This is a genomic window from Sphingopyxis sp. Soil_C_28 (assembly GCF_057657055.1).
The window spans coordinates 201087-223666 of sequence record NZ_JBDGJE010000001.1 but is presented as its reverse complement, the minus strand read 5'-3'; the positions used below and the strand labels follow the sequence as shown (position 1 = coordinate 223666).

Annotated in this window: 16 protein-coding genes; 9 read left to right on the top strand and 7 right to left on the bottom strand. The window is 64.0% G+C overall.

The features are described 5' to 3' along the window. Positions 1-62 precede the first annotated feature (62 nt). The 7 genes from AC3A43_RS00980 to AC3A43_RS00950 are packed head-to-tail and all read left to right on the top strand — an operon-like array spanning position 63 to position 7072. Positions 63-1067, top strand: coding sequence for a LacI family DNA-binding transcriptional regulator (locus AC3A43_RS00980; RefSeq protein ID WP_487790684.1), 1005 nt, complete (start codon positions 63-65; stop codon positions 1065-1067). Between the two features lie 16 nt (positions 1068-1083). After that, the gene (locus AC3A43_RS00975) at positions 1084-2352 is read left to right on the top strand and encodes an extracellular solute-binding protein (RefSeq protein WP_487790683.1); all 1269 of its coding nucleotides are present in this window, start codon (positions 1084-1086) and stop codon (positions 2350-2352) included. Further along, on the top strand, positions 2349-3275 hold the full coding sequence (locus tag AC3A43_RS00970; RefSeq protein WP_487790682.1) for a carbohydrate ABC transporter permease: 927 nt from the start codon (positions 2349-2351) through the stop codon (positions 3273-3275). The genes AC3A43_RS00975 and AC3A43_RS00970 overlap by 4 nt, the downstream gene beginning before the upstream one ends. Next, complete coding sequence (locus AC3A43_RS00965) at positions 3272-4087, top strand: carbohydrate ABC transporter permease (protein ID WP_487790681.1); 816 nt, start codon at positions 3272-3274, stop codon at positions 4085-4087. Before AC3A43_RS00970 ends, AC3A43_RS00965 begins: the two co-directional genes overlap by 4 nt. Positions 4088-4110: 23 nt before the next feature. Further along, complete coding sequence (locus AC3A43_RS00960; RefSeq protein WP_487790680.1) at positions 4111-4866, top strand: carboxylesterase family protein; 756 nt, start codon at positions 4111-4113, stop codon at positions 4864-4866. Further along, positions 4863-6209 carry a GH1 family beta-glucosidase gene (locus tag AC3A43_RS00955; RefSeq protein ID WP_487790679.1) on the top strand — a complete coding sequence of 449 codons (1347 nt, stop codon included), beginning with the start codon at positions 4863-4865 and terminating at the stop codon, positions 6207-6209. Before AC3A43_RS00960 ends, AC3A43_RS00955 begins: the two co-directional genes overlap by 4 nt. Next, a complete protein-coding gene (locus AC3A43_RS00950; protein ID WP_487790678.1) occupies positions 6206-7072 on the top strand; it encodes an endonuclease/exonuclease/phosphatase family protein in 867 nt (288 codons plus the stop codon). The genes AC3A43_RS00955 and AC3A43_RS00950 overlap by 4 nt, the downstream gene beginning before the upstream one ends. Before the next feature lie 28 nt (positions 7073-7100). On the opposite strand, the gene AC3A43_RS00945 is transcribed toward AC3A43_RS00950, so the two are convergent. Further along, positions 7101-8591, bottom strand: coding sequence for a glucoamylase family protein (locus tag AC3A43_RS00945; protein ID WP_487790677.1), 1491 nt, complete (start codon positions 8589-8591; stop codon positions 7101-7103). Between the two features lie 70 nt (positions 8592-8661). Continuing rightward, positions 8662-11727, bottom strand: a complete 3066-nt coding sequence (locus AC3A43_RS00940; RefSeq protein ID WP_487790676.1) for a TonB-dependent receptor — start codon at positions 11725-11727, stop codon at positions 8662-8664. A 247-nt stretch (positions 11728-11974) separates the two neighbouring features. Here AC3A43_RS00940 and bglX point away from each other — a divergent pair, with 247 nt between their 5' ends. Further along, positions 11975-14290 carry a beta-glucosidase BglX gene (gene bglX, locus AC3A43_RS00935; protein WP_487790675.1) on the top strand — a complete coding sequence of 772 codons (2316 nt, stop codon included), beginning with the start codon at positions 11975-11977 and terminating at the stop codon, positions 14288-14290. A gap of 42 nt (positions 14291-14332) precedes the next feature. Further along, a complete protein-coding gene (locus tag AC3A43_RS00930; RefSeq protein WP_487790674.1) occupies positions 14333-15571 on the top strand; it encodes an MFS transporter in 1239 nt (412 codons plus the stop codon). Here AC3A43_RS00930 and AC3A43_RS00925 read toward each other — a convergent pair. The 5 genes from AC3A43_RS00925 to AC3A43_RS00905 are packed head-to-tail and all read right to left on the bottom strand — an operon-like array spanning position 15568 to position 22520. Continuing rightward, complete coding sequence (locus tag AC3A43_RS00925; RefSeq protein WP_487790673.1) at positions 15568-18741, bottom strand: efflux RND transporter permease subunit; 3174 nt, start codon at positions 18739-18741, stop codon at positions 15568-15570. The genes AC3A43_RS00930 and AC3A43_RS00925 overlap by 4 nt on opposite strands. 1 nt (position 18742) lies before the next feature. After that, a complete protein-coding gene (locus tag AC3A43_RS00920; protein WP_487790672.1) occupies positions 18743-19876 on the bottom strand; it encodes an efflux RND transporter periplasmic adaptor subunit in 1134 nt (377 codons plus the stop codon). After that, positions 19873-21138: a TolC family protein gene (locus AC3A43_RS00915; RefSeq protein ID WP_487790671.1), complete on the bottom strand. Its 1266-nt coding sequence runs from the start codon at positions 21136-21138 to the stop codon at positions 19873-19875. Before AC3A43_RS00915 ends, AC3A43_RS00920 begins: the two co-directional genes overlap by 4 nt. Before the next feature lie 58 nt (positions 21139-21196). Continuing rightward, on the bottom strand, positions 21197-21526 hold the full coding sequence (locus AC3A43_RS00910) for a hypothetical protein (RefSeq protein ID WP_487790670.1): 330 nt from the start codon (positions 21524-21526) through the stop codon (positions 21197-21199). A 31-nt stretch (positions 21527-21557) separates the two neighbouring features. Beyond that, the gene (locus AC3A43_RS00905) at positions 21558-22520 is read right to left on the bottom strand and encodes a winged helix-turn-helix transcriptional regulator (protein WP_487790669.1); all 963 of its coding nucleotides are present in this window, start codon (positions 22518-22520) and stop codon (positions 21558-21560) included. Positions 22521-22580 lie beyond the last annotated feature (60 nt).

The following is a 22580-nucleotide window of genomic DNA, read 5'->3' as shown; positions in this document are numbered from 1 at the left end:
GTCGCAGCAGAGGCCCCGCGCGATCAAAAGCAATATGGGCGGAGCAAAGAGGGGCGGACGATATGGCTACATTGAGAGACGTCGCCCGCGAAGCGGGAGTTTCGGTCGCCACGGCGTCGCGCGCGATCAACGGTCACAGCAATGTCACCGCCCCGACCAAAGCCGCCGTGATGGCGGCGGTGAAAAAGCTCAACTTTGTTCCGCATAGCGGCGCGCGCAGCCTGACGCGGCGCAAGACCGATACCGTCGGGGTCATCCTGCCCGACCTGTTCGGGGAATTCTTCTCTGAAATCATCCGCGGTATCGACCTGGTCGCGCATGAATCGGGCATGCACCTGCTGCTCGGCAACATGCACGGCAGCACGCACGAAACCGCAGCGGCGATCGCGGCCATGCGCGGGCGTGTCGACGGGCTGCTCGTCATGCCGCCCGACGTGAAGCCCGAACTGCTGTCGGGTTATCTGGACCCCGTCCTGCCGACCGTGCTGCTCAACTATGATGCGGGAACGCTCGACCTGCCGTTCGTGGCGGTCGACAATTATCATGGCGCATACGCGATGACCGAGGCGCTGCTCGGCCGCGGTGCACGACAGGTCGTCCATATCGCCGGGCCAAAGCATAATCGTGACGCGCGCGACCGCCAGCGCGGCTTTGTCGACGCAATGACCAAGATCGCTAAAATCTCCAATCCCGCGATCCTGCCTGGCGACTTTTCAGAGGAAAGCGGCGCCGAGGCCGGGCGCATGCTGGTGCAGGGACAGCTTCCCGCCGACGCCGTATTTGCCGCCAACGACCAGATGGCCGTCGGGCTGATCGCAGAGCTCGCCAAGGCAGGAAAGTCGGTTCCCCGTGACGTCATGGTGGCAGGGTTCGACGATATCCCGCTCGCGCGGCACCTGAACCCCTCGCTGTCGACGATGCAGGTCAAGATCGACCGGCTGGGTTCGACCGCGATGATGATGTTGCTGCGCATCCTGCGCGGCGAAACGCTGGGCAGCGCAAGCGCCACGATCCTGACGCCCGAGCTGGTCGAGCGGGGAACCACCGGGAGCGCTGCACCGCTATGACGGGGGGCGGCGCCAGATGCGGCTGACGCGGCGCCACATGACGGGCGCGCTGGCGGCGTTGCCCCTTGCCTCGCTGCTCGGCGGTTGCAGCGCGCGCGGTGACGCTGCGCTGACCGTCTGGGCGATGGGCAATGAGGCAGCGAGCCTGCCCGAACTGCTCAAAGTCATCGACTGGCCCGCCGGTGCGCCGCCGGTGACGGTACAGCCGCTGCCATGGACCGCCGCGCACGAAAAGCTGCTCACCGGTTTTGCCGGCGGATCGCTGCCCACCGTCGGGCAGGTCGGCAACAGCTGGATCGCCGAGCTGGCTGCGATCGGGGCGATTGCGCCGGTTCCGGGGCATGCGCTGGGACTGCTCGACGATCAGTTCGGTGCCGTGGTCGACACGAACCGCATCGCCGGGCGGACATGGGCGATCCCCTGGTATGTCGATACGCGGCTGCAATTTTACCGGAAGGACCTGTTCGCACGCGCCGGATATGACGCGCCGCCAACGGATTGGACCGGATGGAAGACGGCGTTGCGCAAGGTGAAGGGCCAGGCCGGCGCGGGCAATTATGCCCTGCTCTATCCGCTTAACGAATATGAGCAGCTGACGACGCTGGCGCTGTCGGCGGGCGCGCGAATGCTGCGCGACGAGGGCGCGCGCGGCGCCTTTTCGGATCCCGAGTTCAAAGCTGCTCTCGCTTTCTATAAATCGCTGTTCGACGACGGCCTCGCCCCGCTCGCGTCATCGGCGCAGATTTCGAACGTGTGGGACGAATTTGCGAAGGGCTATTTCAGCGTCTTTCTGTCCGGCCCGTGGACGATCGGCGACATGAAAACGCGCCTCGCCCCCGCCATGCAGAACAATTGGGCAACCGCGCCCAACCCTGGCCCCGGGGGCATTGGATCGGCCGCACCCGGCGGGTCGAGCCTTGTCGTGTTTGCGGGCAGCAACCATGGCGATGCCGCTTGGGATCTGGTGTCGCGTTTGATGGCGCCCGCCGCGCAGCTGAAGTTCCAGCAACTGACGGGCGACCTGCCCGCCCGCCGATCGGTCTGGGCCAAAGCGGGGCTGGCGGACGATCCGATCGTTATGCCCTTTGCGACGCAGCTCGACCACGCCACCGCGTTGCCGAAAGTGCCTGAATGGGAACGCATCGTCACCGAGATGCAGATCGTCGCCGAGCGCATGGTGCGCGGCCAGTATAGCGTCGACGAAGCCGCGACAGAGATCGACCTTCGCGCCGACCGCCTGCTCGAGAAACGGCGCTGGATGCTGGAGAAGGGACGCGCACTGTGAGCGCGCCGCGGCTGATCAGCGAAAACGCGGGCGTCACCCGGCGAGCAGGAGAAGCACGCGCGGGCTGGGCAATGGCCTCGCCCGCCCTTGCAGCGATTTGCCTTTTTTTCGTCCTGCCGGCAATCGCATCGCTCTTTTTGAGCTTCACCGATTTCGACATTTATGCGCTCGCCGATATCGGCAATCTGCGCTTTGTCGGCTTCGACAATTACGAAAGATTGATCGGCAACCCGCTGTTCTGGAAGGCGGTAACGAACACCTTGTTGTTCGTCGGCTTTGGCGTGCCCTTCATCGTCGCGCTGTCGCTGTTCGCTGCGATGCTCGTCAATTCCCGCCGGCTGAAATGGCGGCCGGTGTGGCGCGTCGCATTGTTCGCGCCCTATGTGACGACGCTCGTCGCCACCGCGGTGGTATGGCGTTACCTGCTCCACACGCGCTACGGCCTCGTCAATTATCTGCTCTCGCTGTTCGGCATCGGACCGATCGACTGGCTGGGCAGCCCGCAGGCATCGCTGCCCGCGATCCTGATCTTCGTCGGGTGGAAGACCTTCGGCTATAATATGATCATCTTTCTCGCCGCGCTGCAGACGGTGCCGCGCGAGCTCGACGAGGCGGCGCGGATCGACGGCGCGGGCTGGTTCACGCGCCTGCGGCATGTCACTCTGCCCGCGATTGCGCCGACGGTGCTGCTGGTGTCCGTGCTGACCGTCGCGGGGATGTTCCAGCTGTTCGCCGAACCCTATGTGATGACGCAGGGCGGTCCCGCCCAGTCGACCGTCACCATCCTCTATTTCATGTATGAGGAGGGGTTCAAATGGTGGAACCTCGGGTCGGGCGCAGCGGTCGCGTTCCTGCTGTTCCTCTGCATATTGGCGGTAACTTTGGTGCAGCTGCGGCTGGCCAGGCGGAGCGGCGCGATATGAGCCTGCGCCGCTGGTCCGTGACATTGCTCGCCGCGCTGGTCGCGTTGCTGACGATTGCGCCCTTGCTGTGGATGCTCTCGGTCAGCTTCATGGCGCGCGGCGAGGCGTCGCAATTCCCGCCGCCCTTGCTGCCGGGCGATCCGAGCCTCGACAATTACCGCATTTTGTTCGGCACCTTCGGCATCGGGCGTTTCCTTGCGAACAGCCTGCTCGTCTCGACGCTCGCGACCGGTCTCGCGCTGCTCTTTACGATCCCCGCTGGCTATGCGTTTGCCAAGCTGCGTTTCAAGGGCCGCGACGCGACCTTCCGCCTGCTGGTCGCCGCGCTTGTCGTGCCGGGGCAGATCGGGATGCTGCCACTGTTCCTCGAACTGAAGGCGATGGGGCTGGTCAACAGCTACGCCGGCGCGCTGGTGCCCTGGCTCGCGGGGATTTTCGGTATCTTCCTCGTCCGCCAATATTGCCTGTCGATCCCCGACGAGATGCTCGAGGCGGCGCGCATCGACGGCGCGAGCGAGGCGCAGATCCTGCGCCGCATCGTCCTGCCCATCCTGACTCCGATCGTCGTGACGCTTGCGCTGTTCGTCTTCCTCGGCAGCTGGAATGATTTCATGTGGCCGCTGATCATCCTCGCCGATCAGGATCTCTACACGCTGCCCGTCGCGCTCGCAGCGATGAGCCGCCAGCATGTGCAGGATAATGAGTTGATGATGGCGGGTGCGGTCATCACCACCCTGCCCGTGCTCCTCCTGTTTCTCGCGCTCCAGCGCTTTTACCTGACCGGCCTGCTGACCGGGAGCGTCAAGGGATGAGCCATTCCATAAAGGACAGACGTATGACATATTGGACCGCGGCGTTGCTGGGGCTTGCCCTCGCCGGTTCGCCCGTCGCTGCAAAAACAAAAGCGCCCGTGCCGGTCGAAGGGCAGACGCCGCAGCAGCCGATCGAGGCGGGCAATTATCCCTATCAGCTGTTCGTACCGAAGGGCTATCTGACCGACACGGCGAAGCAATATCCGCTGCTGGTCTTCCTCCACGGATCGGGCGAGCGCGGCGACGATGTCGCGAAGGTGAAGGTTCACGGGCCGCCGAAGATCGCCGAGCGCGACCCGGCTTTTCCCTTCCTCACCGTCTCGCCTTTGCTCGGCGCCGATCAGGATTGGGATATCGGCAAGCTCGACCGGCTGGTCGACCATATCGCGAAGAATTATCGCGTCGATCCGGCGCGCATTTACCTCACCGGCCTCAGCCGCGGCGGCCATGCCAGCTGGCGCTGGGCGATCGCCGAGCCGAAACGCTTCGCCGCCGTCGCCGCGGTCGCCGGGCGCGGCAATCCGGGCGAGGCGTGCCGCCTGATGGACCTGCCCGTCTGGGCGTTTCACGGCGACCGCGACGATGTCGTCATCCCCGAAGGCAGTTTCGCCATGGCGCGGGCAATCCGCGCATGCGGCGGCCGCAAGGTCCGCCTGACCATCTATCCCGACCTCGGCCACAACGCCTGGGATCCCGCCTATGACGACCCGGCGCTCTACGCCTGGTTGCTCGAGCAGAAACTTTCCTCCCCAACGATCACCAACAAGGACAAAAAATGAGCAAGAGTGTCTTCCCCGACGATTTCCTGTGGGGCGCGGCGACCGCCGCCTATCAGATCGAAGGGTCGCCGCTCGCCGACGGCGCGGGCGCGAGCATCTGGCAGCGGTTCAGCCACGACCCGCGACTGATGGCGGTCAAGGGCGACACCGGCGACGTCGCGTGCGACCACTATAACCGCATGCCCGCCGACGTCGCGCTGATGAAGGAACTGGGCCTGAAAGCCTATCGCTTTAGCGTCAATTGGGGGCGCGTGCTGCCCGAAGGGATCTGCCGCGTGAACGAGCCGGGGCTGGATTTCTACGAGCGGCTGGTCGACGAATTGCTGAAGAACGATATCGAACCGCTGCTGACGCTGCACCATTGGGACCTGCCCGCGGCGCTCGACGACAAGGGCGGCTGGCTCAACCGCGATATCGCGGCGTGGTTCGCGGACTATGGATCGGTGATGTACCGCCGACTCGACGGGCGCGTGAAGAAATGGGTGACGCTGAACGAGCCTTGGGTGATTACCGACGGCGGCTACCTCCACGGCGCGCTGGCGCCGGGACACCGCAACCTGTTCGAAACGCCGATTGCGAGCCACAATCTGATGCGCGCGCATGGCGCAGCGGTCGAGGCGTATCGCAGCGAAGGCGCACACGAGATCGGCCTCGTCGTCAATATCGAGCCCAAATATCCGGCAAGCGACAGCCCCGAGGACATCGCCGCAACCGCACGCGCGCATGCCTATATGAACCGCCAATATCTCGACCCGGCGCTGAAGGGCAGTTATCCCGCCGAACTCGCCGAGGTGTTTGGCGAGGCATGGCCTGAATGGCCGGCGGAGGATTTGAAGGCGATCTGCCAGCCGGTCGATTTCATCGGCATCAACTATTACACGCGCAACGTCGTGAAGGCCGACCCGAACCAGTGGCCGGTCGGCGCATCGCCGGTACGGCAGATTGCGACGCACACGACGACCGACTGGGAAGTCTATCCGCCCGCGCTGACCGACACGCTCGTCTGGTTCCGCGACACCTATGGCGACATCCCGGTCTATATCACCGAAAATGGCGCGGCCTTTTACGATCCGCCGACCGCGGGGCCCGACGGGATCGACGATCCGCTGCGCTGCGATTATCTGCGCACGCACATCTCGGCGATCGGCGACGCGATCAAGAAGGGCGTCGATGTGCGCGGCTATATGGCGTGGTCGCTGCTCGACAATCTCGAATGGTCGCTGGGCTTTTCAAAGCGCTTCGGCATCGTCCACGTCGATTATGAAACGCAGGTCCGCACGCCCAAGCGCAGCGCGCGTTTCTACAGCAGTGTGATCGCCTCAAACGGGGGCAATCTCGGATGAAAAGACGCCTGATCCTCGCCGCTGCTGCGCTGTTCGCGCTGCCCGCCGCGGCGAAAGAGCGCGCCGATCATTATGCGGCGATGACCTATAATATCCGGCTCGACCTTGCGTCGGACGGAGAGAATGCCTGGCCGCACCGGCGCACGGCGCTGACGGCGCTCGTTGCCTATCAGGCGCCCGATTTCGTGGGCATGCAGGAGGTGCTGCAGCACCAGAAGCAGGCGGTCGAGGCGGACCTCCCCGCCTATCAGTTCGTTGGAGTCGCGCGCGACGACGGCAAGGAGAAGGGCGAATATTCTCCGCTGGGTTTCCGCCGCGATCGCTTCGCCCTCGTAGGATCGGGGACCTTCTGGCTGTCGCCGACGCCCGATATGCCGAGCAAGGGATGGGACGCGGCGCTGCCGCGGATCGCGACCTGGGCGCGGCTCAAAGACCGGACGGCGAAACGCAGTTTGCTCGTCGTGAACACCCATTTCGACCATATCGGCGAGATCGCGCGCCAGGAAAGCGCGCGCCAGATCCGCGGCTGGATCGACGGGCAGCGCAAGGCGGGCGAAACCGCAGTGCTGATGGGCGATTTCAACAGCCCCGCGACGAGCAACCCCTACGCCGCTATCGTCGAGCCGGGCAAAGGCGCACTCCGCGATAGCCGCATCACCAGCCGCACGCCGCATTACGGCCCGCTCGGCACTTTCACCGCATTCAAGATCGCGCAGATGGAGCCGAGCCCGATCGATCATATTTTCGTCACCGACGATGTGAAGGTGCTGCGCCACGCGACGCTGACCGATCAAAATGGCGGCAAGCTGCCGTCGGATCATTATCCGGTGGTCGCGGACCTTTGTATCGGGAAAGGTTGCTGATCCGGCCTCCGGCGAAGGCCGGGGAATCTCACTCCGGCTTCGTCTTGTCGAGCCAGCCACCTGTGAAACCGATGCGCTTGAGCCCGCGAACGATGTGGGGGTTCTTGCGCATCACCTGCCACACGAAACCGCTGCGATGATTTTCCATCATCGCAAGGATCGGCCCCTGATCGATACCAAGATAGTCGTTCGCGATCCAGCCATGGGCCGGATCGACCTCGCCCGAGCGTGAACCCGCGTCGGTGAAGGTGAAGCTGGGGTTGAACGCGTCCTTGAAGCCGTAGCGCGTATAGAGCCGTTCGCCATATTGCGTGCGCATCGCCATCAGCGCGGGGATCGTCACTTCGGGAGCGAAAGCAACCGAGCCGCCGGCCGCGGTCGGAACGATAGTGCCGTCATCGACGACGCGCGCCGCACTGACGCCGCGCGCCATATAGCCATTGAAGTTCCTCGGCGTGCCATTCACGCTATATTTGCCCTGGAAATATCCGGGCCCGTCGGACGCAGTCCAGCCCCAGATGTCAGCGCTGTAACCCTTCCATTTGTTCGGATTATCGGCGCCGTACGCGCGCTGCGACAGCGTCGCGCGGCGGCTGTTCTCGAAATAATCGATGCCCTTGCCGCGCATGAAAGCGTCGCGAATACCGCGAAAGTCGACCCAGACATGGGAATATTGGTGACCGAACATCGGCTCGAACTGCAGATGTTCCTGCCCGTAATAGCTGCCCCAATCCTTTTCTAGGTCAGCCGCCCAGCCCTTGTCCCATGCATCCTTGCCAACGGGATGCGTCGGCGAGCCGAGCGCCAGCACATAGACGAGCATGCCCTCGTTATAGCCGACCCAATCATGCGTCTCGAAACCCTTTTCCGGCTTCCAGCCCATCGTGATGCCATGCGAACCCGCGAGGTTTCGCGCCTCGGTCCCGGTGTTCGTGCGCTGGACAAAGGTCCAGTCGACACGCGTGTAGATCTTTTCGGCGAGATCGCGGATTTCGGCCTCTACGGGCGTGTTGCGGTCGTAATAGCTTTGCGCGAACAGCGCGCCGCCAAGGAACAGGCTGGTGTCGACGGTCGACAGCTCGTTGGTCTTGTAGCGCGTGCCGTCGTCGTTCTTCAGAAAGTGATAGAAAAAGCCCTTGTAGCCGGTGTTGCCGGCGACCTCGGGCCCTTGCGGCGCATTCCAGTAAAAGCGCAGGCAGTCGCGCGTGCGCAGCGCCGCCTCGGCGCGCGTCACGTAGCCGCGCTCTGCCCCGATGCCATAGGCGGTCAGTGCAAACCCCGTCGCCGCGATCGATGAAAAGGGATTGCTGGGCCAGCGATCAGGCGCGAGGCAGCGCTGGGTGTCGGTCGTGTCCCAGAAATAGCGAAACGTGCGCTCGGTCAGCTCTTCCGAAAAAGCCGCCTCGGTCATCGGCGCCAGCGTTGTGGCCGGAACGGCGCTGGACGGCGCCGGGGCGGCAGCGCAAGCGGCGGTCAGCGCGACCAGGGGCAAAATGAGGGCCCCGCTGCGGAACGACATTCGATACTCCAAAAATATGCGGCGCCCGACCCACGGGAGGGGGGTGCGGGCCGGGCGCCTGGTCAGCCGGTCAGAATTGGAAGCCGGCCGATAGCTTAATCGTCCTCGGCGGACCATCAAGACCAAGGTCGTTCTGATTACGCAAACCGGTCACGGCGCTGAAGCCGCTATAGTTGCGATCATTGAACAGGTTGATGATGTCGACGCGGAAACGCAGGCGCGATTCCTCGCTGAGAAAACCAAGCGGGACATATTTGGTGATCGACAGATCCATCTGGCGATAGCCCCAGCGGTCGCCATTACCCTCGGTCTCGATCGAAGTGACGGTCCGGCTCGGCGGAACACCACCGACACCGGAGGTGCCGACGAGTTGCGCGAGATACTTCGGCGACGCGATCTGGAACTTACCCGACAGCGTGATACCAAACGGAATGTCGACCGAACCCGCCATCACGAAGCGATGCTTGCGTGTGCCCGTCGCGGCGATGAAGGGATATTCCTCAATACCGGGGAAATCGAGTGCAAAGACTTCGCCCAGTTGCCGGTTCTCCTCGGCATCTGTGAAGGTATAGGTGGCGTCGAGGCTCCACGGAGAGAATTGCGTGTAACGCTTCGTCAGCTTGAAATATGCGGTATTCGCGCGCGTTTCGATCCCATTGGTGCCGAGGATGATGCTGCCAAACGGTGCCGGCGCGAAGCCGAAGGGCGAATCCGGATTGCCGCTCGGGGGGAAGAAGCTGCCGTCGGGACGACGATTGCCGAGCACATAGGCAAAGCCGTCATGGCTTTCGACGTAACTGTAGCCCGCTTCAAGATCGAGCAGATTGAAGCGGCCACGAACCCCTAGGCTGAACTGATCCGAATAGGGCGTTTTGAGATCGTTCTTGATGAACCGCAGTTCCCGCCCGGCGCCAGCAGGCAAACCCGCGATCAGCGCATCGCGGCCACCCTGAGTCAGATAGACCGGATTCCACGCAATACAGGTCGCGCTAGGCGCACAAACATTGGTCGTATCGCCCGGATTGTTGAAATTGAACGTGCGACCGGCGAAGAGGCCCTGCGCCAGTTCCTGTTGGATGAAGTCGAACTGCGTACGGTCATACGAACGACCGTAACCGCCGAAGATGGAGAAGCGCTTCTCATCGTCGAGCGCGTAAGTGAAACCCAACCGAGGCTGCCATGCGCCTTTGAACGCCTTCCGCTCGTTACCGGTCGAGATGAAATCGTCTATATCGAAATTGGCGTTGCGCAGGTTCAGATAGGGCGGCGTGACCGTCCCGTTCGCCGCGGTGTAGGATGCACGGCCCGCAACGAATTCGGCAATCGCAGGGTCATGCTTGTAATTGAGGAATGCAGGCGTCCGCTCATAATCCCAGCGCAAACCGATATTCAGCGTCAAACGATCGTCGATCTCCCAATCATCCTGCGCATACACGCCGAACTGGAAGTTCTTAGACCGGATGTCGGGATCGCCCCCATTCACCGGCGCACTGAAAGTCATGCGATAGGGAATGGTATCATTGAATGCACCGCCCGCCGGGTAAAGTGCATTGTAGGTGAAGACCGGATTCACACCATTCTGCGTGTTGGTGTTCAGTTCGATCCACTTAGCCTTCACGCCCACCTTGAACGTGTGGCTGTCGAGCCCCGTCCAGGTGAAATCGTTCGAAACCTGCCAGCCGTTCTGGCCCTTGTCCTGGAAATTGGTGCCTGCCCCGACGCGAAGAATATCACCACGGCGAGTTCCCGTAACCGGCGGCGTGTTCGGCACCGTCACGTTGAACAACGAAACATTGCCAAAGTTGAGCGGACGGGGATTCCAGGTCACGTCTTCATAAGCGACCTTGAAGTCGTTCACCCACGTGTCGCCTGTATGCTCCCAGCGAGCGAGGCCGCGCCATTCCTTGACCTTGGTGATCGTCGCCGTTTCCTCGGCCGCAAAACCGTTGTTCAGCTCTTCACCGCTCTCATCGCGATATTTCAGCGAAAATTCGAACAGGTCGCTCGACGTCGGAGTGAAGTTGATCTTCCCGAAATAGAGATCTTCGTCGAACGACGAGGTACGGGCACCAAAAGCTCCCTGATATTTATCGGGGAAGAAGCTGGTCGGCAAATCAAGGCCCGGTTTGATTTCGCGCGGCTCGACGCGGCGCTTGCCTTCATAGGTGACGAAGAAATGCAGGACATCCTTGATGATCGGGCCGCCCAGCGCACCGCCGAACTGCATATCCTTGGTGCGCACCTTGGGGATATAAGTCGGGAAGTTTTCGCGCGGTAACCGGTCGCGGAGGCTCTGGTTGGTGAAGTCGAAAAAGCCTTCACCGTGGAACTCGTTCGTACCCGACTTGGTCACCGCGGTGATCGCCACCGAGCTGACCTGGTCGAACTCGGCCTTATAGTTCGACGAGATGACTCGATATTCGCCGATCGCGAGCTGCGGGAACGGGTTGCCCTGCGTCGAGTCCTGACCGCTGATGCCGCCCTTCAGCACATAGTCCTTCTGCCCGATGCCATCGATGAAGATGTTGATCGCGTTAGCACCCTGCGCGCCGCCGCGCAGACTGGTCTGACCGGCGCTGTTGGTGAGGAACTGTACACCCGGCGCAAGGTCGGCAAAGGCAAGGAAGTTGCGGTTGTTCTGCGGCAGCACCTCGATCAGACGCTGCGAGATGTTTGCACCGACTTCGCCGCCCTCCATCGAGCGGAGGCGGGTGCCCGTGACGATGATAGCATCGTCGCCGCCTTCGGCGATGTCGGGCTGCGAGAAGTCGAAGTCGAGCACGGCGCTTTGCGCGACATTGAGCGTAAACTCGTCGGTCTGGCGTTTGCCCTGCGAGGTCGTGAATTCAAGACGATAGGTGCCGACAGGCAGCGAAGAGAAGCCGTAGCTGCCGCTGGCGCTAACAGTCGAGGTGCGCGTCAGGCCGGTGTTGACGTTGACGGCGGTGACTTCGGATACGCCGCCTTCCGCCTTGACCGTTCCGCGCAGCGACGCGCCGGAAACCTGCGCATGCGCGGGTGTGGCAACCGCTACCGCAAGCGCCGTGGCCGCACTGCTCCACGCCAGCGCAGCCGCCAGCGTGCGAGCGCGCGACTGGCGCGCGGAATTATTTTGAAAATTATGCGGAAACTTCACGGCATCCTCCCTTTTAAGCGCCCCGACATTCCCCGCTTTCGCCTCATTCGCTGACCGACCTTGCCTCCGGTGCAGCGACGAATCGCGGGAAATCGCGTCGTTGTTTTTTTGATTTGTAACCGGTTTCACGATAGCTGTATAGGGGGAAGCGACACAGATGGAGTAATCGGGGACCAGCCGGTTTCGGGCCGATTTCGGCCCATCTTCGTGACAATGTATAAGCAAATCCGACTGGGAAGGACGAATCATGCCGCCGATGACGCGCAACTTCATATGCCTGACGCTGGCCACCTTGATGGTGGCGGGACAATTGTCCCCTGCGCCGCTGTTGGCGAAACCCGCAGCGAGCGCGAATCAGGCCGCGGCGGACTCCGCGGGCTGGATGCGTCCCGATCCCCGGATGGACCGCTTCATTGCCGAACTGATGGCGAAGATGACACTCGACGAGAAGGTCGGTCAGCTGAACCTGTTGACGAGCAATTGGGAATCGACCGGCCCGACGATGCGCGACAGTTACAAGGAAGATGTTCGCGCTGGCCGTGTCGGGGCGATCTTCAACGCCTATACCGCCAAATATACGCGCGAGTTGCAAGCACTCGCGGTCGAGGGGACGCGGCTCAAGATCCCTTTGATATTCGGATATGATGTGATCCACGGCCACCGCACGATTTTCCCCATCTCGCTCGGCGAAGCCGCGAGCTGGGATTTGCAGGCTATTGAAAAATCAGCGCGAATTTCCGCGATCGAAGCATCGGCCGAAGGCATCCACTGGACCTTCTCGCCGATGGTGGACATTGCCCGGGATGCGCGTTGGGGCCGCATTTCGGAAGGCGCGGGCGAAGACGTCTATCTCGGCAGCCTGATCGCCAAGGCGCGCGTGCGCGGATATCAAGGCGACGATCTGTCGCGCCCTGACACGATCCTCGCGACCGCCAAGCATTTTGCGGCCTATGGTGCGGCGCAGGCCGGGCGCGATTATCACACCGTCGATATTTCGGAGCGCACCCTGCGCGATGTCTATCTGCCGCCGTTCAAGGCCGCCGCCGACGCGGGCGCGGCGACCTTCATGACCTCGTTCAACGAACTCGACGGCGTGCCCGCTTCGGGCAGCCGCCATCTGCTGACCGAGGTGCTGCGCGATAAATGGGGCTTCAAGGGATTTGTGGTAACCGATTACACGTCGATCAACGAAATGGTCCCCCACGGCTATTCGAAGGACCTGAAACAGGCAGGCGAGCAGGCGATCAACGCCGGGGTCGACATGGACATGCAGGGCGCGGTCTATATGGAAAACCTCGCCAAGTCCGTCACCGAAGGCAAGGTCGACATCAAACGGGTTGACGCCGCGGTCAAATCGATTCTCGAAATGAAATATCGCCTCGGCCTGTTCGAGGACCCCTATCGCTACGCCAATGAAGAACGCGAGAAGGCCACGATCTACAAGCCCGAATTCCTCGAGGCCGCGCGCGACGTTGCGCGCAAGTCGATCGTACTGCTGAAGAACAGGGGCAACGCCCTGCCCTTCGCCGCGGCCGCGAAGTCGATCGCGGTGATCGGCCCGCTCGGCAACAGCAAGGAGGATATGATCGGCAGCTGGTCGGCAGCGGGCGACCGCAAGACGCGGCCCGTGACCTTGCTCGAAGGACTGCAGGCGCGCGCGCCCAAAGGCACGAGCGTCGGCTATGCGAAGGGCGCGAGCTATGACTTCGCCGCCGAGGGCAAGACCGACGGCTTTGCCGAGGCGATCGCACTCGCACAGAAATCGGACGTGATCATCGCAGCGGTGGGTGAGCATTGGAACATGACCGGAGAAGCGGCGAGCCGCACGTCGCTCGACCTGCCTGGCAACCAGCAAGCGTTGCTCGAGGAACTCAAGAAGACCGGCAAGCCGATCATCCTTGTGTTGATGAGCGGGCGCCCGAACAGCATCGGCTGGGCGGACGCCAATGCTGATGCGATCCTCGAGGCCTGGTATCCGGGCACGATGGGCGGCCATGCGATCGCCGACATCCTCTATGGCGATTACAATCCTTCGGCCAAATTGCCCGTCACCTTCCCGCGCAATGTGGGGCAGGTGCCGATCCATTATGACATGAAGAACACCGGCCGTCCGATTGAGCTTGGCGCACCCGGTGCGAAATATGTCTCGCGCTATCTCGATACGCCAAACACGCCGCTTTATCCGTTCGGCTACGGGTTGAGCTATACCAGCTTCACTTACTCGCCAGTGACGCTCGACAAGGCGAAGGTGCGGCCGGGCGAGAAATTGACTGCCAGCGTTACCGTCACCAACAGCGGCGCGCGCGCCGGCGAGGAAGTGGTGCAGCTTTACGTTCGCGATCTCGTCGGCTCGGTGACGCGGCCAGTGAAAGAGCTGAAAGGCTTCGAAAAGATAAGCCTCCGGAAGGGCGAGACGCGGACGGTCCGCTTTACGCTTACCGACGCCGACCTCGCCTTCACCCGCCAGGACATGAGCTGGGGAAGCGAGCCCGGCCAGTTCAAGCTGTGGGTCGGTCCGTCATCGGCGGAAGGATCCGAAGCGGCGTTCGAGCTGACCGAATAGGCAGCCTTGCCGAGGGTGGCGGGCCGGGTTACGCGACGATAAGTGAGTCCTGATACGCCACCCGCGCCCTCTGCGCTTGCCCCGTTCCGCTATCCGGCGTTTCGCGCGATCTGGATCGCGAACCTTGCGTCGAACATGGGGTCGATGATCCAGTCGGTCGCCGCGGCATGGCTGATGACCGAACTCACCCAGTCACACCTGCTGATCGCGCTGGTGCAGGCGGGAGCGACGATCCCCATCCTGCTGCTCGGTATTTTCGCAGGTGCGATTGCTGACAATTTCGACCGCCGACGCGTGATGCTCGCGGCGCAGACCGGGATGCTCATCATCTCGGCGTTGCTGACGCTGACGACCTATCTGGACGCGATAACGCCGCTGACCTTGCTCTTTTTCACCCTCGCGGTCGGATGCGGTACGGCGCTCAACGGACCGGCGTGGCAGGCGTCGGTGCGCCTGCAGGTCGGACCAAGGGATCTGCCGCAGGCGATCGCGCTGAACACTATCGCCTATAATCTTGCGCGCAGCGTCGGCCCAGCGCTTGGCGGGCTGCTGATCTCGATCGTCGGCACCGCCGCGGCCTTCGGCCTCAATGCGATCAGCTATCTGGTGCTGATCGTCGTACTGCTTCGCTGGCATCCCGAAACCACGCCGCGGCGCCGTACCTCAATGCTCGCCGCGATCGCCGAGGGCATGCGTTTTTGCGCCCGCTCCAACCCGGTGCGCCGCGTACTGATCCGCGGCTTTGCGTTCGGCTTTGGCGCGGCGGGATTCCAGGCCCTGTTGCCCTCGCTCGTCCGCGACCGTTTGCATGGCACCGAAGTCATTTACGGTCTCTGCCTTGCCGCTTTTGGCGCAGGATCTATCTTCGGCGCGCTGTTGGTAGGTTCGTCAAGGCGCCGCTGGGGTAGTGACCGGGTCGTTACCGCCGCATCTCTCGTGTTCGCCGCCGCGATGCTGCCGGTCGCGCTGACGGCCAGCCTGCCCGCAGTGATGATCGCCGCCTTCATCGCTGGTGGTGCGTGGGTATCAACGCTGACGACGCTCAACGTTGCAATGCAATTGCGCTCGCCCGAGGAAATCCTCGGTCGCTGTTTGTCGATCTATCAGGCCGTCACCTTCGGCGCGATGGCGCTCGGTGCCTACACGCTCGGGCTGATCGCCGATCTGTCGTCGCTGCCGGCAGCGATCCTTGGGTCGGCGGGCTGGCTTGTCCTGTCGGCGCTGGTGCTGCGCTTCGTCGCGCCGATGCCGCGGCGCGACGAAGGCAGGTTGCTGCCCTAGGCTCGCGGCCTTCCATAACGCGCATAAAGCGTTGGCAGCACGAACAATGTCAGCAGCGTCGCGGAGATCAACCCGCCGATGACGACCGTCGCGAGCGGCTTTTGCACCTCTGCCCCCGCTCCGGTCGCGAGCGCCATCGGGACGAAGCCAAGCGATGCGACAAGCGCGGTCATCACCACCGGCCGCAGCCTTGCCAAGGCGCCCGCTTTCGCCGCCTCGGCGCGCGCCAACCCGTCGGCGATCAACTGCTGGATCGATGTTACCATCACGAGCCCGTTGAGCACCGCAATCCCTGACAAGGCGATGAAGCCCACCGCCGCCGAGATCGAGAAGGGCATGCCGCGCAGCGCCAGCGCCAGCGTCCCGCCGACAAGCGCCAGCGGCACGCCGGTGAAGACGATCGCCGCATCGCGCACGCTTCCCAGCGCGCCATAGAGGAGCAGCAGGATCAGCGCGAAGCAGGCCGGAACGACGAGCGCCAGCCGGTCGCGCGCCGAGGCGAGATTTTCGAACTGCCCACCCCACTCGACATATTGGCCCGCTGGGAAGCGCACCTGCTTGGCGATCGCGCTCTGCGCATCCTCGACCACGCTCGCGACATCGCGGCTACGGACATTCGCCTGAACGACGATCCGCCTTTTGCCATTTTCGCGGCTGATCTGGTTGGGGCCATCGACCACCGCCAGTTCCGCCACGCTTTCGAGCGGGACGAAGCTGCCGCCCGGCGTCGGCACCGGCACCTGACCTAGTGCCGCAAAATCGGCGCGCGCGGCATCGGACAGGCGGATCGTGACGGCAAAGCGTCGGTCGCCTTCGAAAATGACACCCGCATCACGCCCGCCGACTGCTGCTGCGATGGTTTCCTGGAGCGCTGCCGCGGTGACCCCGAGGCGTGCCATTGCATCGCGGTCCGGCCGGATATCGAGCATCGGCAGCCCCTCAGTCTGCTCGACCCGGACATCGGTCGCCCCTTCGGTCTTGCGAAGGACCGCCGCGATGCGATTGGCCGTAGCGGCCATCGCATCGCTATCGTCACCGAAGACCTTGACCGCGACATCGCCGCGCACCCCCGCGATCAGTTCGTTGAAGCGCATCTGGATCGGCTGGCTGATCTCGAAGGCATTGCCCGGCAGTTCCGAAAGTGCCTTTTCCACTTTCGCGATCAGCTCTGCCTTTGTCAGCCGCGGGTCGGGCCAGTCTTTCCGGTCCTTCATGATGATAAAGCTGTCGGAGATATTCGGCGGCATCGGATCTGACGCAAGTTCGGCGGTGCCCGTCTTCGAAAAGACGAACTTCACCTCGGGCAGCGCCGCCAGCGCGCGTTCGGCGCGGACCTGCATCGCCTGGCTCTGATCGACCGAGGTTCCCGGAACGCGCAGCAATTGTGCGGTGAGGTCGCCTTCATCGAGTTGCGGAAGGAATTCTTGCCCCAGCGTGACATAAGCCCCCGCCCCGACGAACAGCGCAAGCACTGCTGCAAGCATCGTCTTGCGCGGCGTGCTCATCGCGCGGTCGAGCCCCGGCTCATAACGCGAACCAAGCCAGCGCATGATCCGCCCTTCCTGTTCCTCGACCGGTTTCGACAGCCAGATCGCCAGCATCGCCGGAACGAACGTCAACGACAGCACGAAAGCGGCAGCGAGCGCGACGATCACCGTCAACGCCATCGGCGTGAAGCTCTTTCCTTCCACACCGGTCAGCGTCAACAGCGGGACATAGACGAGGATGATGATGGCCTGCCCGTAGACAGACGGACGGACCATCTCGCGAGCGGCCGCGGCGACGGCGCCAAGCCGTTCTTCGCGGTCGAGGGTTCGGCCCAGCTGATGTTGTCGCTCGCCGATGCGGCGGAGGGTGTTTTCTACAATGATCACCGCGCCGTCGACGATCAGGCCGAAGTCGAGCGCGCCGAGGCTCATCAGATTGGCCGACACGCCGCCCTTGAGCATCCCGAAGCTGGTGAGGAGCATCGTGATTGGGATGACGAGCGCGGCGATCAGCGCGGCGCGGAAATTACCCAGCAAAAGGAAGAGGATGACGATGACGAGCAGCGCGCCCTCGGTCAGGTTTTTCGCCACCGTCTGGATCGTCGCGTTGACGAGGCCGGTGCGGTCGAGCACCGGCTGGATGACGATGTCGGTCGGCAGCGAGGCGTTGATCTCGTCGAGACGCTCCGAAACGCGGCTCGCGACATTGCGGCTATTTTCGCCAATTCGCATGATTGCGGTGCCAACAACGACCTCGCGGCCGTTTTCGGACGCCGATCCCATGCGGATTGCCTGCCCCGTGCGAACCGTCGCGACCTGGTCGAGGCGGATCGGTACGCCGCCGCGCGTCGCGATCACTGTCTGCGCGAGCTGTTCGGCGCCGGCGATACGGGCATCGGATCGGACGGCAAGGCCCTCGCCGTTGCGGTCGACGACGCCGGCGCCGATCGCGCGGTTGTTTGCTTCCAGTGCTTCGGCAAGATCCTTCAGGCTGAGGCCCAGCGCCGCGAGCCGCTGGACGTCGGGAACGACCTGATATTGCTTCACATAGCCGCCGATGGTGTCGACGCCCGCGAGCCCGGCGACGGGCTTGAGCAACGGGGTGACGATCCAGTCCTGCGCGGTGCGCAGATAGGTCGCCTTTTCGGCATCGCTGACCAGCCGCTCACCCTCAGGCGTGATATAGCTGCCGTCGGGCTGCATCCCGGGTTCGCCGGGCTTGTGCTTGTCGTCTTTCCGATGCTCCATATGGACGGTCCACATGAAAACCTCGCCGAGCCCGGTCGCAATCGGCCCCATTTCGGGGACGACATCGTCGGGCAGCGCCTGTTCGGCGCCGCGCAGCCGCTCGGCGACTTGCGCGCGCGCGAAGTAGATGTCGGTCGCGTCGGTGAAGACCGCGGTGACCTGCGCAAAACCGTTGCGGCTGAGCGACCGCGTGCTTTCGAGGCCAGGGATGCCCGCGAGCGCGGTTTCGATCGGAAAGGCGACCTGCCTTTCGACCTGTTCGGGCGACAGCGCAGGCGCACGGGCGCTGATCTGCACCTGATTGTTGGTGATGTCGGGGACGGCATCGATCGGCAGGCGGGCTAAGGCCCATGCGCCGATCAATGTGGCGATGGCGGTGACGAGCAGCACGAACCAGCGCCGCGCGACGGCGAAATTGACGATGGAGGCGATCATGTCAGTGCCCCCCATGCTCGGCTTCGCCCTTGCCGAGCTCCGCCTTCAGGGTGAAGCTGCCTTCGCCCGCGAGTTGCTCGCGGCCCGACAGGCCGGTGACCGTGGCCGCGCCGCCGACGCGCGAGGTCACGGTGACCGGTACGGTGCGGAAGCCCTCTTTCGTGCGGACAAAGACGCTGGTCCGGCCCTCGACGGTCTGGATCGCGCTGTCGGGCACGCTCACCGCATTACCCGGAGCCCCCGCCTGCAGGATTGCGGTGACCGGCTCGCCGGGTCGCCAGACGCCGCCGCCATTGTCGAGCAAGGCGACGGCGGGCACGAGACGGGTCGCAGCATCAAGGACGGGCGACACAAACTGGATACGCGCTGTGGCGCTCCGCTCACCCGACCGCACGTCGACCGGCGTCCCGACACGGATGCGCCCGGCGTCGGCGGGGGTCAGCGAGAGGCCCACCGCAACGCGGCCTAGGTTGGCGACGCGGAACAGTTCGGCGTCGGGAGCGACGGTCTGGCCGAGTACGACGCTGCGCGCGGTAACCTGCCCGCCGATCGGCGCGACGACGCCGATGCGGTTGAGCGAGCCGCCGCCGACGCCCGCCGCCGAGAGCTGCTGCGCCGCCAGACGCAGCGCGATATTCGCTTCGGTCATCGCGGTGCGCGCGGCAATCAGGTCGCGTTCGGGCGAAACCTTGAGCGCGAACAGCCGCTCCTCACGCGACAGGTTCGAGCGTGCGAGGTTCGAGCGCGCCTGTGCGGCCTCGACCTCAGCGCGCAGCCCAGCGGCGTCGCGGCTTTCGATTACCGCGACCACCTCGCCGCGCCCGACCGCCTCGCCCAGATTGCGGTTCAGCGCGACAATACGACCGCCGATCGCCGCCGAGACGACTTGCGTCGCCTGCGGATCGCTTTCGATTGTCGCGGGCAGGCTGAGCGTACCGGCGCCCCCCGCTGACGGCCGGACGAGGGCAATTCCCGCGGCCGTGATCTGCTGCGCGGTCAGGTGGATTTCGCCTTCCGCCTTCTCTGCCTCTACTTTGGCTTTCTCGGCAGGTTCGGCCGCCTTTTCGCCGCAACCGGCGAGGACAAGCATCAGCGCGAGCGGCAGCGCCGCCCGATATTTCGATATCATCGTCATTGGACACCCCCTTCGGTGGGCAGTTTCGCCGTCAGCCGTTCGAGGCGCGCGGCGGCATCATGATAGGCGGCGCGCGCGTCGATTCCGGCGCGGCGGGTGTCGAGCAAAGTCCGCTCGGCATCGAGCAGGATCAGCTGGTCGAACTTGCCCTCCGCATAACCGATGCGGGCGATACGCGCGGCTTCGGTCGCGGCGGTCAGTGCCGGTTCGGAAGCACGCACCGCCGTCGCGGCACGATCACGGTCAGCCTCGGCAGCGGCGATCGCGCGCTCGGCCTCGAACAGCGCGATACGTCGCTGCGCTTCGGCCCTGTCCCGTTCGCGTGCGGCCTGCGTCACCGCCGCCTTGCCGCCGTTGAACAGTGGCAGCGGCACCGAGACGCCGAACAGCATCGCCTGATCATTGCTCGCCTCGAGCCGCCGCGTCCCGGCGGTCAGCGTGACATCCGGCGCGCGTTGGCTTCGCGCCAGCCGCAGCTCCGCCTCGGCCGATGCAGTGTCGGCGGCAGCAGCAGCCAGTGCGAGGGTGCCGCGGGCATCGACCGGGACCCCCGGCCCCTGTGCCCGCGCCGCGGCGAGATCGAACCAACGCTGATCGAGCGCCGAACCGGCCCCGTCACCGACATATTGCGCCAGCGCCGCGCGCGTGGCGGTTGCGGTGCGCCGCGCGGTTTCGGCTTCGGTCGTCGCCCTGATCTGTTCCAGCGCCGCGCGCTGTTCATCGATCGGCGAATTGGCGCCGACCATTACACGGTCGCGCGCGATCCGCAGATTTTCGGTCGTGACCGCGACCTGCGTTTCCGCAACCGTCGCACGGCGTTCCGACGCGATTGCCGCGACATAGGCCCCGGTAACCGCGAAACGCCGATCGGCCTCGGCGACCGCGAGGTCGACGTGGGCACGCTGAATCCTTGCATCGGCGACGGCAATGCGCGCCGATCTTTTACCGCCCAGTTCGACCGGCATCGCGAACGCGATGGTCGTGTCCGATTCGTCGAGCCCGCGATACGGCCCGGTGCCGAGCGCATTTTCGGTATCGACGCTGACCGAGGGATTGGGACGAAGCCCGGCAACGGTGCGTCCGGCCTGCGCGGCCGAAATGCCCGCTTCGGCCGCCTGCGTCAGCGGCGTGGTCACACCGGCATCAGCCAGCGCTTCGTCAAGGGTCAGCACATCGCCGCCCACAGACGGGGACGAGCTTTGCGCCTGCGCCGGCAAGGCACAGAGCGGCGCGGCCAATAGGGCCGCCAATAATGATTTCATCGATTATATCCTGAACAAGCCAAAGTCAGCCGCCGGATGGCCGGCAGCACGGGCTGGTTCAGGCGATCGGCGGCCTCAGATTCGCGCCGGGGATCAGTTGGGGCACGAAATCGGCGCCAGCCGCAAAATTCACGCCATTGAGCGGCAGGCAGGTTGGCGCATCATTGGCGCCGATATTGCCGACCTGATGATGTCCGTGGCAGCCGCCGTGATTGTGGAAGCCCATCTTGTCGGGGTCGTTGGCAGGTTCGCCCTGCGTATGCCCCGCGTCTTCGGCGCAGAATTCGGCCGCCGCCCATGCCGGCGCTTCCGCCGCATGTGCGATGCTCCCGAATCCGATGGACAGGGAAACCAGCAGGCCAATCAGGAAGCGCATCAGCGTCGGCATGCCGCGCCTATAATCGCGGGCGGACGCAATGTCACGCTTCGCCCTCGGCCGCGTCGGTGGTTTCGTCTGTGCTCTCAATCGTGAAACGGCTGTTCGACAGCTGCAATTCATCGCCGCAATGGCTGCATGCCACGACCATGGTCAGGTCATGGCCGCAGCTTTTGTGGGTCAACAGCAACGGTGGCCCGCGCTCGTCGGAAAACCAGCGATCACCCCATTGCAGCAACGCGAGCAGCACCGGATAGAGATCGCGGCCTTTTCCGGTCAGGCGATATTCGACGCGGTCGGTGTGTGTCGAATAGGGCATTGTCTTCAGTATACCCTGCCGCACGAGCCGTTCGAGGCGACCCGTCAGGATGTTCGTTGCCATCAACGTATCGCGCTGGATGTCGTCGAAGCGGTTGATGTGCGTGAACATCGCGCGGACGACGAGCGTCGCCCAGCGATCGCCGAATAGTTCGATCATCGTGTCGACGAGCGGTCGTCCGCCCGGCCGCCGCGCGCCGACATCGCCGTTGAAACGGCGGCGCTCGTAATGCGGGACGACCTGCGCCAGCCCCGGTCCTTCGCGCCAGTCGACGTCGCGCGGATCGATTTCGGCGTGGCAATGCGCGCACGCGGGTACCGGTTCGGTCGCATGGCCGCACGTTGCGTGATGGAGCTGCACCCGGAAATCGCGGCTGTCGGCTTCCCAGCGATGCTGCCAGCGCAGCATCATCAGCGCGTTGGGGAACTGGTCGCGGCCCTTTTGGGTCAACACATAATGAAAGCCGCGCCCGCTCTTCTTCGGGACTTTCGCCAGACAATCTTCTTCGACGAGTTTTTTGAGACGGCCGTTCACCACCGAGCGCGCCAGGCCGGTACGCGCGACGAATTCATCGAAGCTGTGGATGCCGAGAAACGCCTGCTCCATCAGCAGCAGCACAGGCACGTCGCCGACAACATCGAGCGCGCGCCAGATCGAACAGGCCCTGATCGTGCGGTCGTGTTTCAAATCAGCCGTCCTTATCTCTCCCCGCCCCTAAACGAAGCCCGGGTGACCGACAAGGCTGGC

Coding starts and splice junctions, on each gene's coding strand:
- AC3A43_RS00920 (WP_487790672.1), bottom strand. CDS start 19,876: ATGACGATGATATCGAAATATCGGGCGGCGCTGCCGCTCGCGCTGATG.
- AC3A43_RS00965 (WP_487790681.1), top strand. CDS start 3,272: ATGAGCCTGCGCCGCTGGTCCGTGACATTGCTCGCCGCGCTGGTCGCG.
- AC3A43_RS00910 (WP_487790670.1), bottom strand. CDS start 21,526: ATGCCGACGCTGATGCGCTTCCTGATTGGCCTGCTGGTTTCCCTGTCC.
- bglX (WP_487790675.1), top strand. CDS start 11,975: ATGCCGCCGATGACGCGCAACTTCATATGCCTGACGCTGGCCACCTTG.
- AC3A43_RS00975 (WP_487790683.1), top strand. CDS start 1,084: ATGCGGCTGACGCGGCGCCACATGACGGGCGCGCTGGCGGCGTTGCCC.
- AC3A43_RS00955 (WP_487790679.1), top strand. CDS start 4,863: ATGAGCAAGAGTGTCTTCCCCGACGATTTCCTGTGGGGCGCGGCGACC.
- AC3A43_RS00925 (WP_487790673.1), bottom strand. CDS start 18,741: ATGATCGCCTCCATCGTCAATTTCGCCGTCGCGCGGCGCTGGTTCGTG.
- AC3A43_RS00915 (WP_487790671.1), bottom strand. CDS start 21,138: ATGAAATCATTATTGGCGGCCCTATTGGCCGCGCCGCTCTGTGCCTTG.
- AC3A43_RS00960 (WP_487790680.1), top strand. CDS start 4,111: ATGACATATTGGACCGCGGCGTTGCTGGGGCTTGCCCTCGCCGGTTCG.
- AC3A43_RS00945 (WP_487790677.1), bottom strand. CDS start 8,591: ATGTCGTTCCGCAGCGGGGCCCTCATTTTGCCCCTGGTCGCGCTGACC.
- AC3A43_RS00980 (WP_487790684.1), top strand. CDS start 63: ATGGCTACATTGAGAGACGTCGCCCGCGAAGCGGGAGTTTCGGTCGCC.
- AC3A43_RS00950 (WP_487790678.1), top strand. CDS start 6,206: ATGAAAAGACGCCTGATCCTCGCCGCTGCTGCGCTGTTCGCGCTGCCC.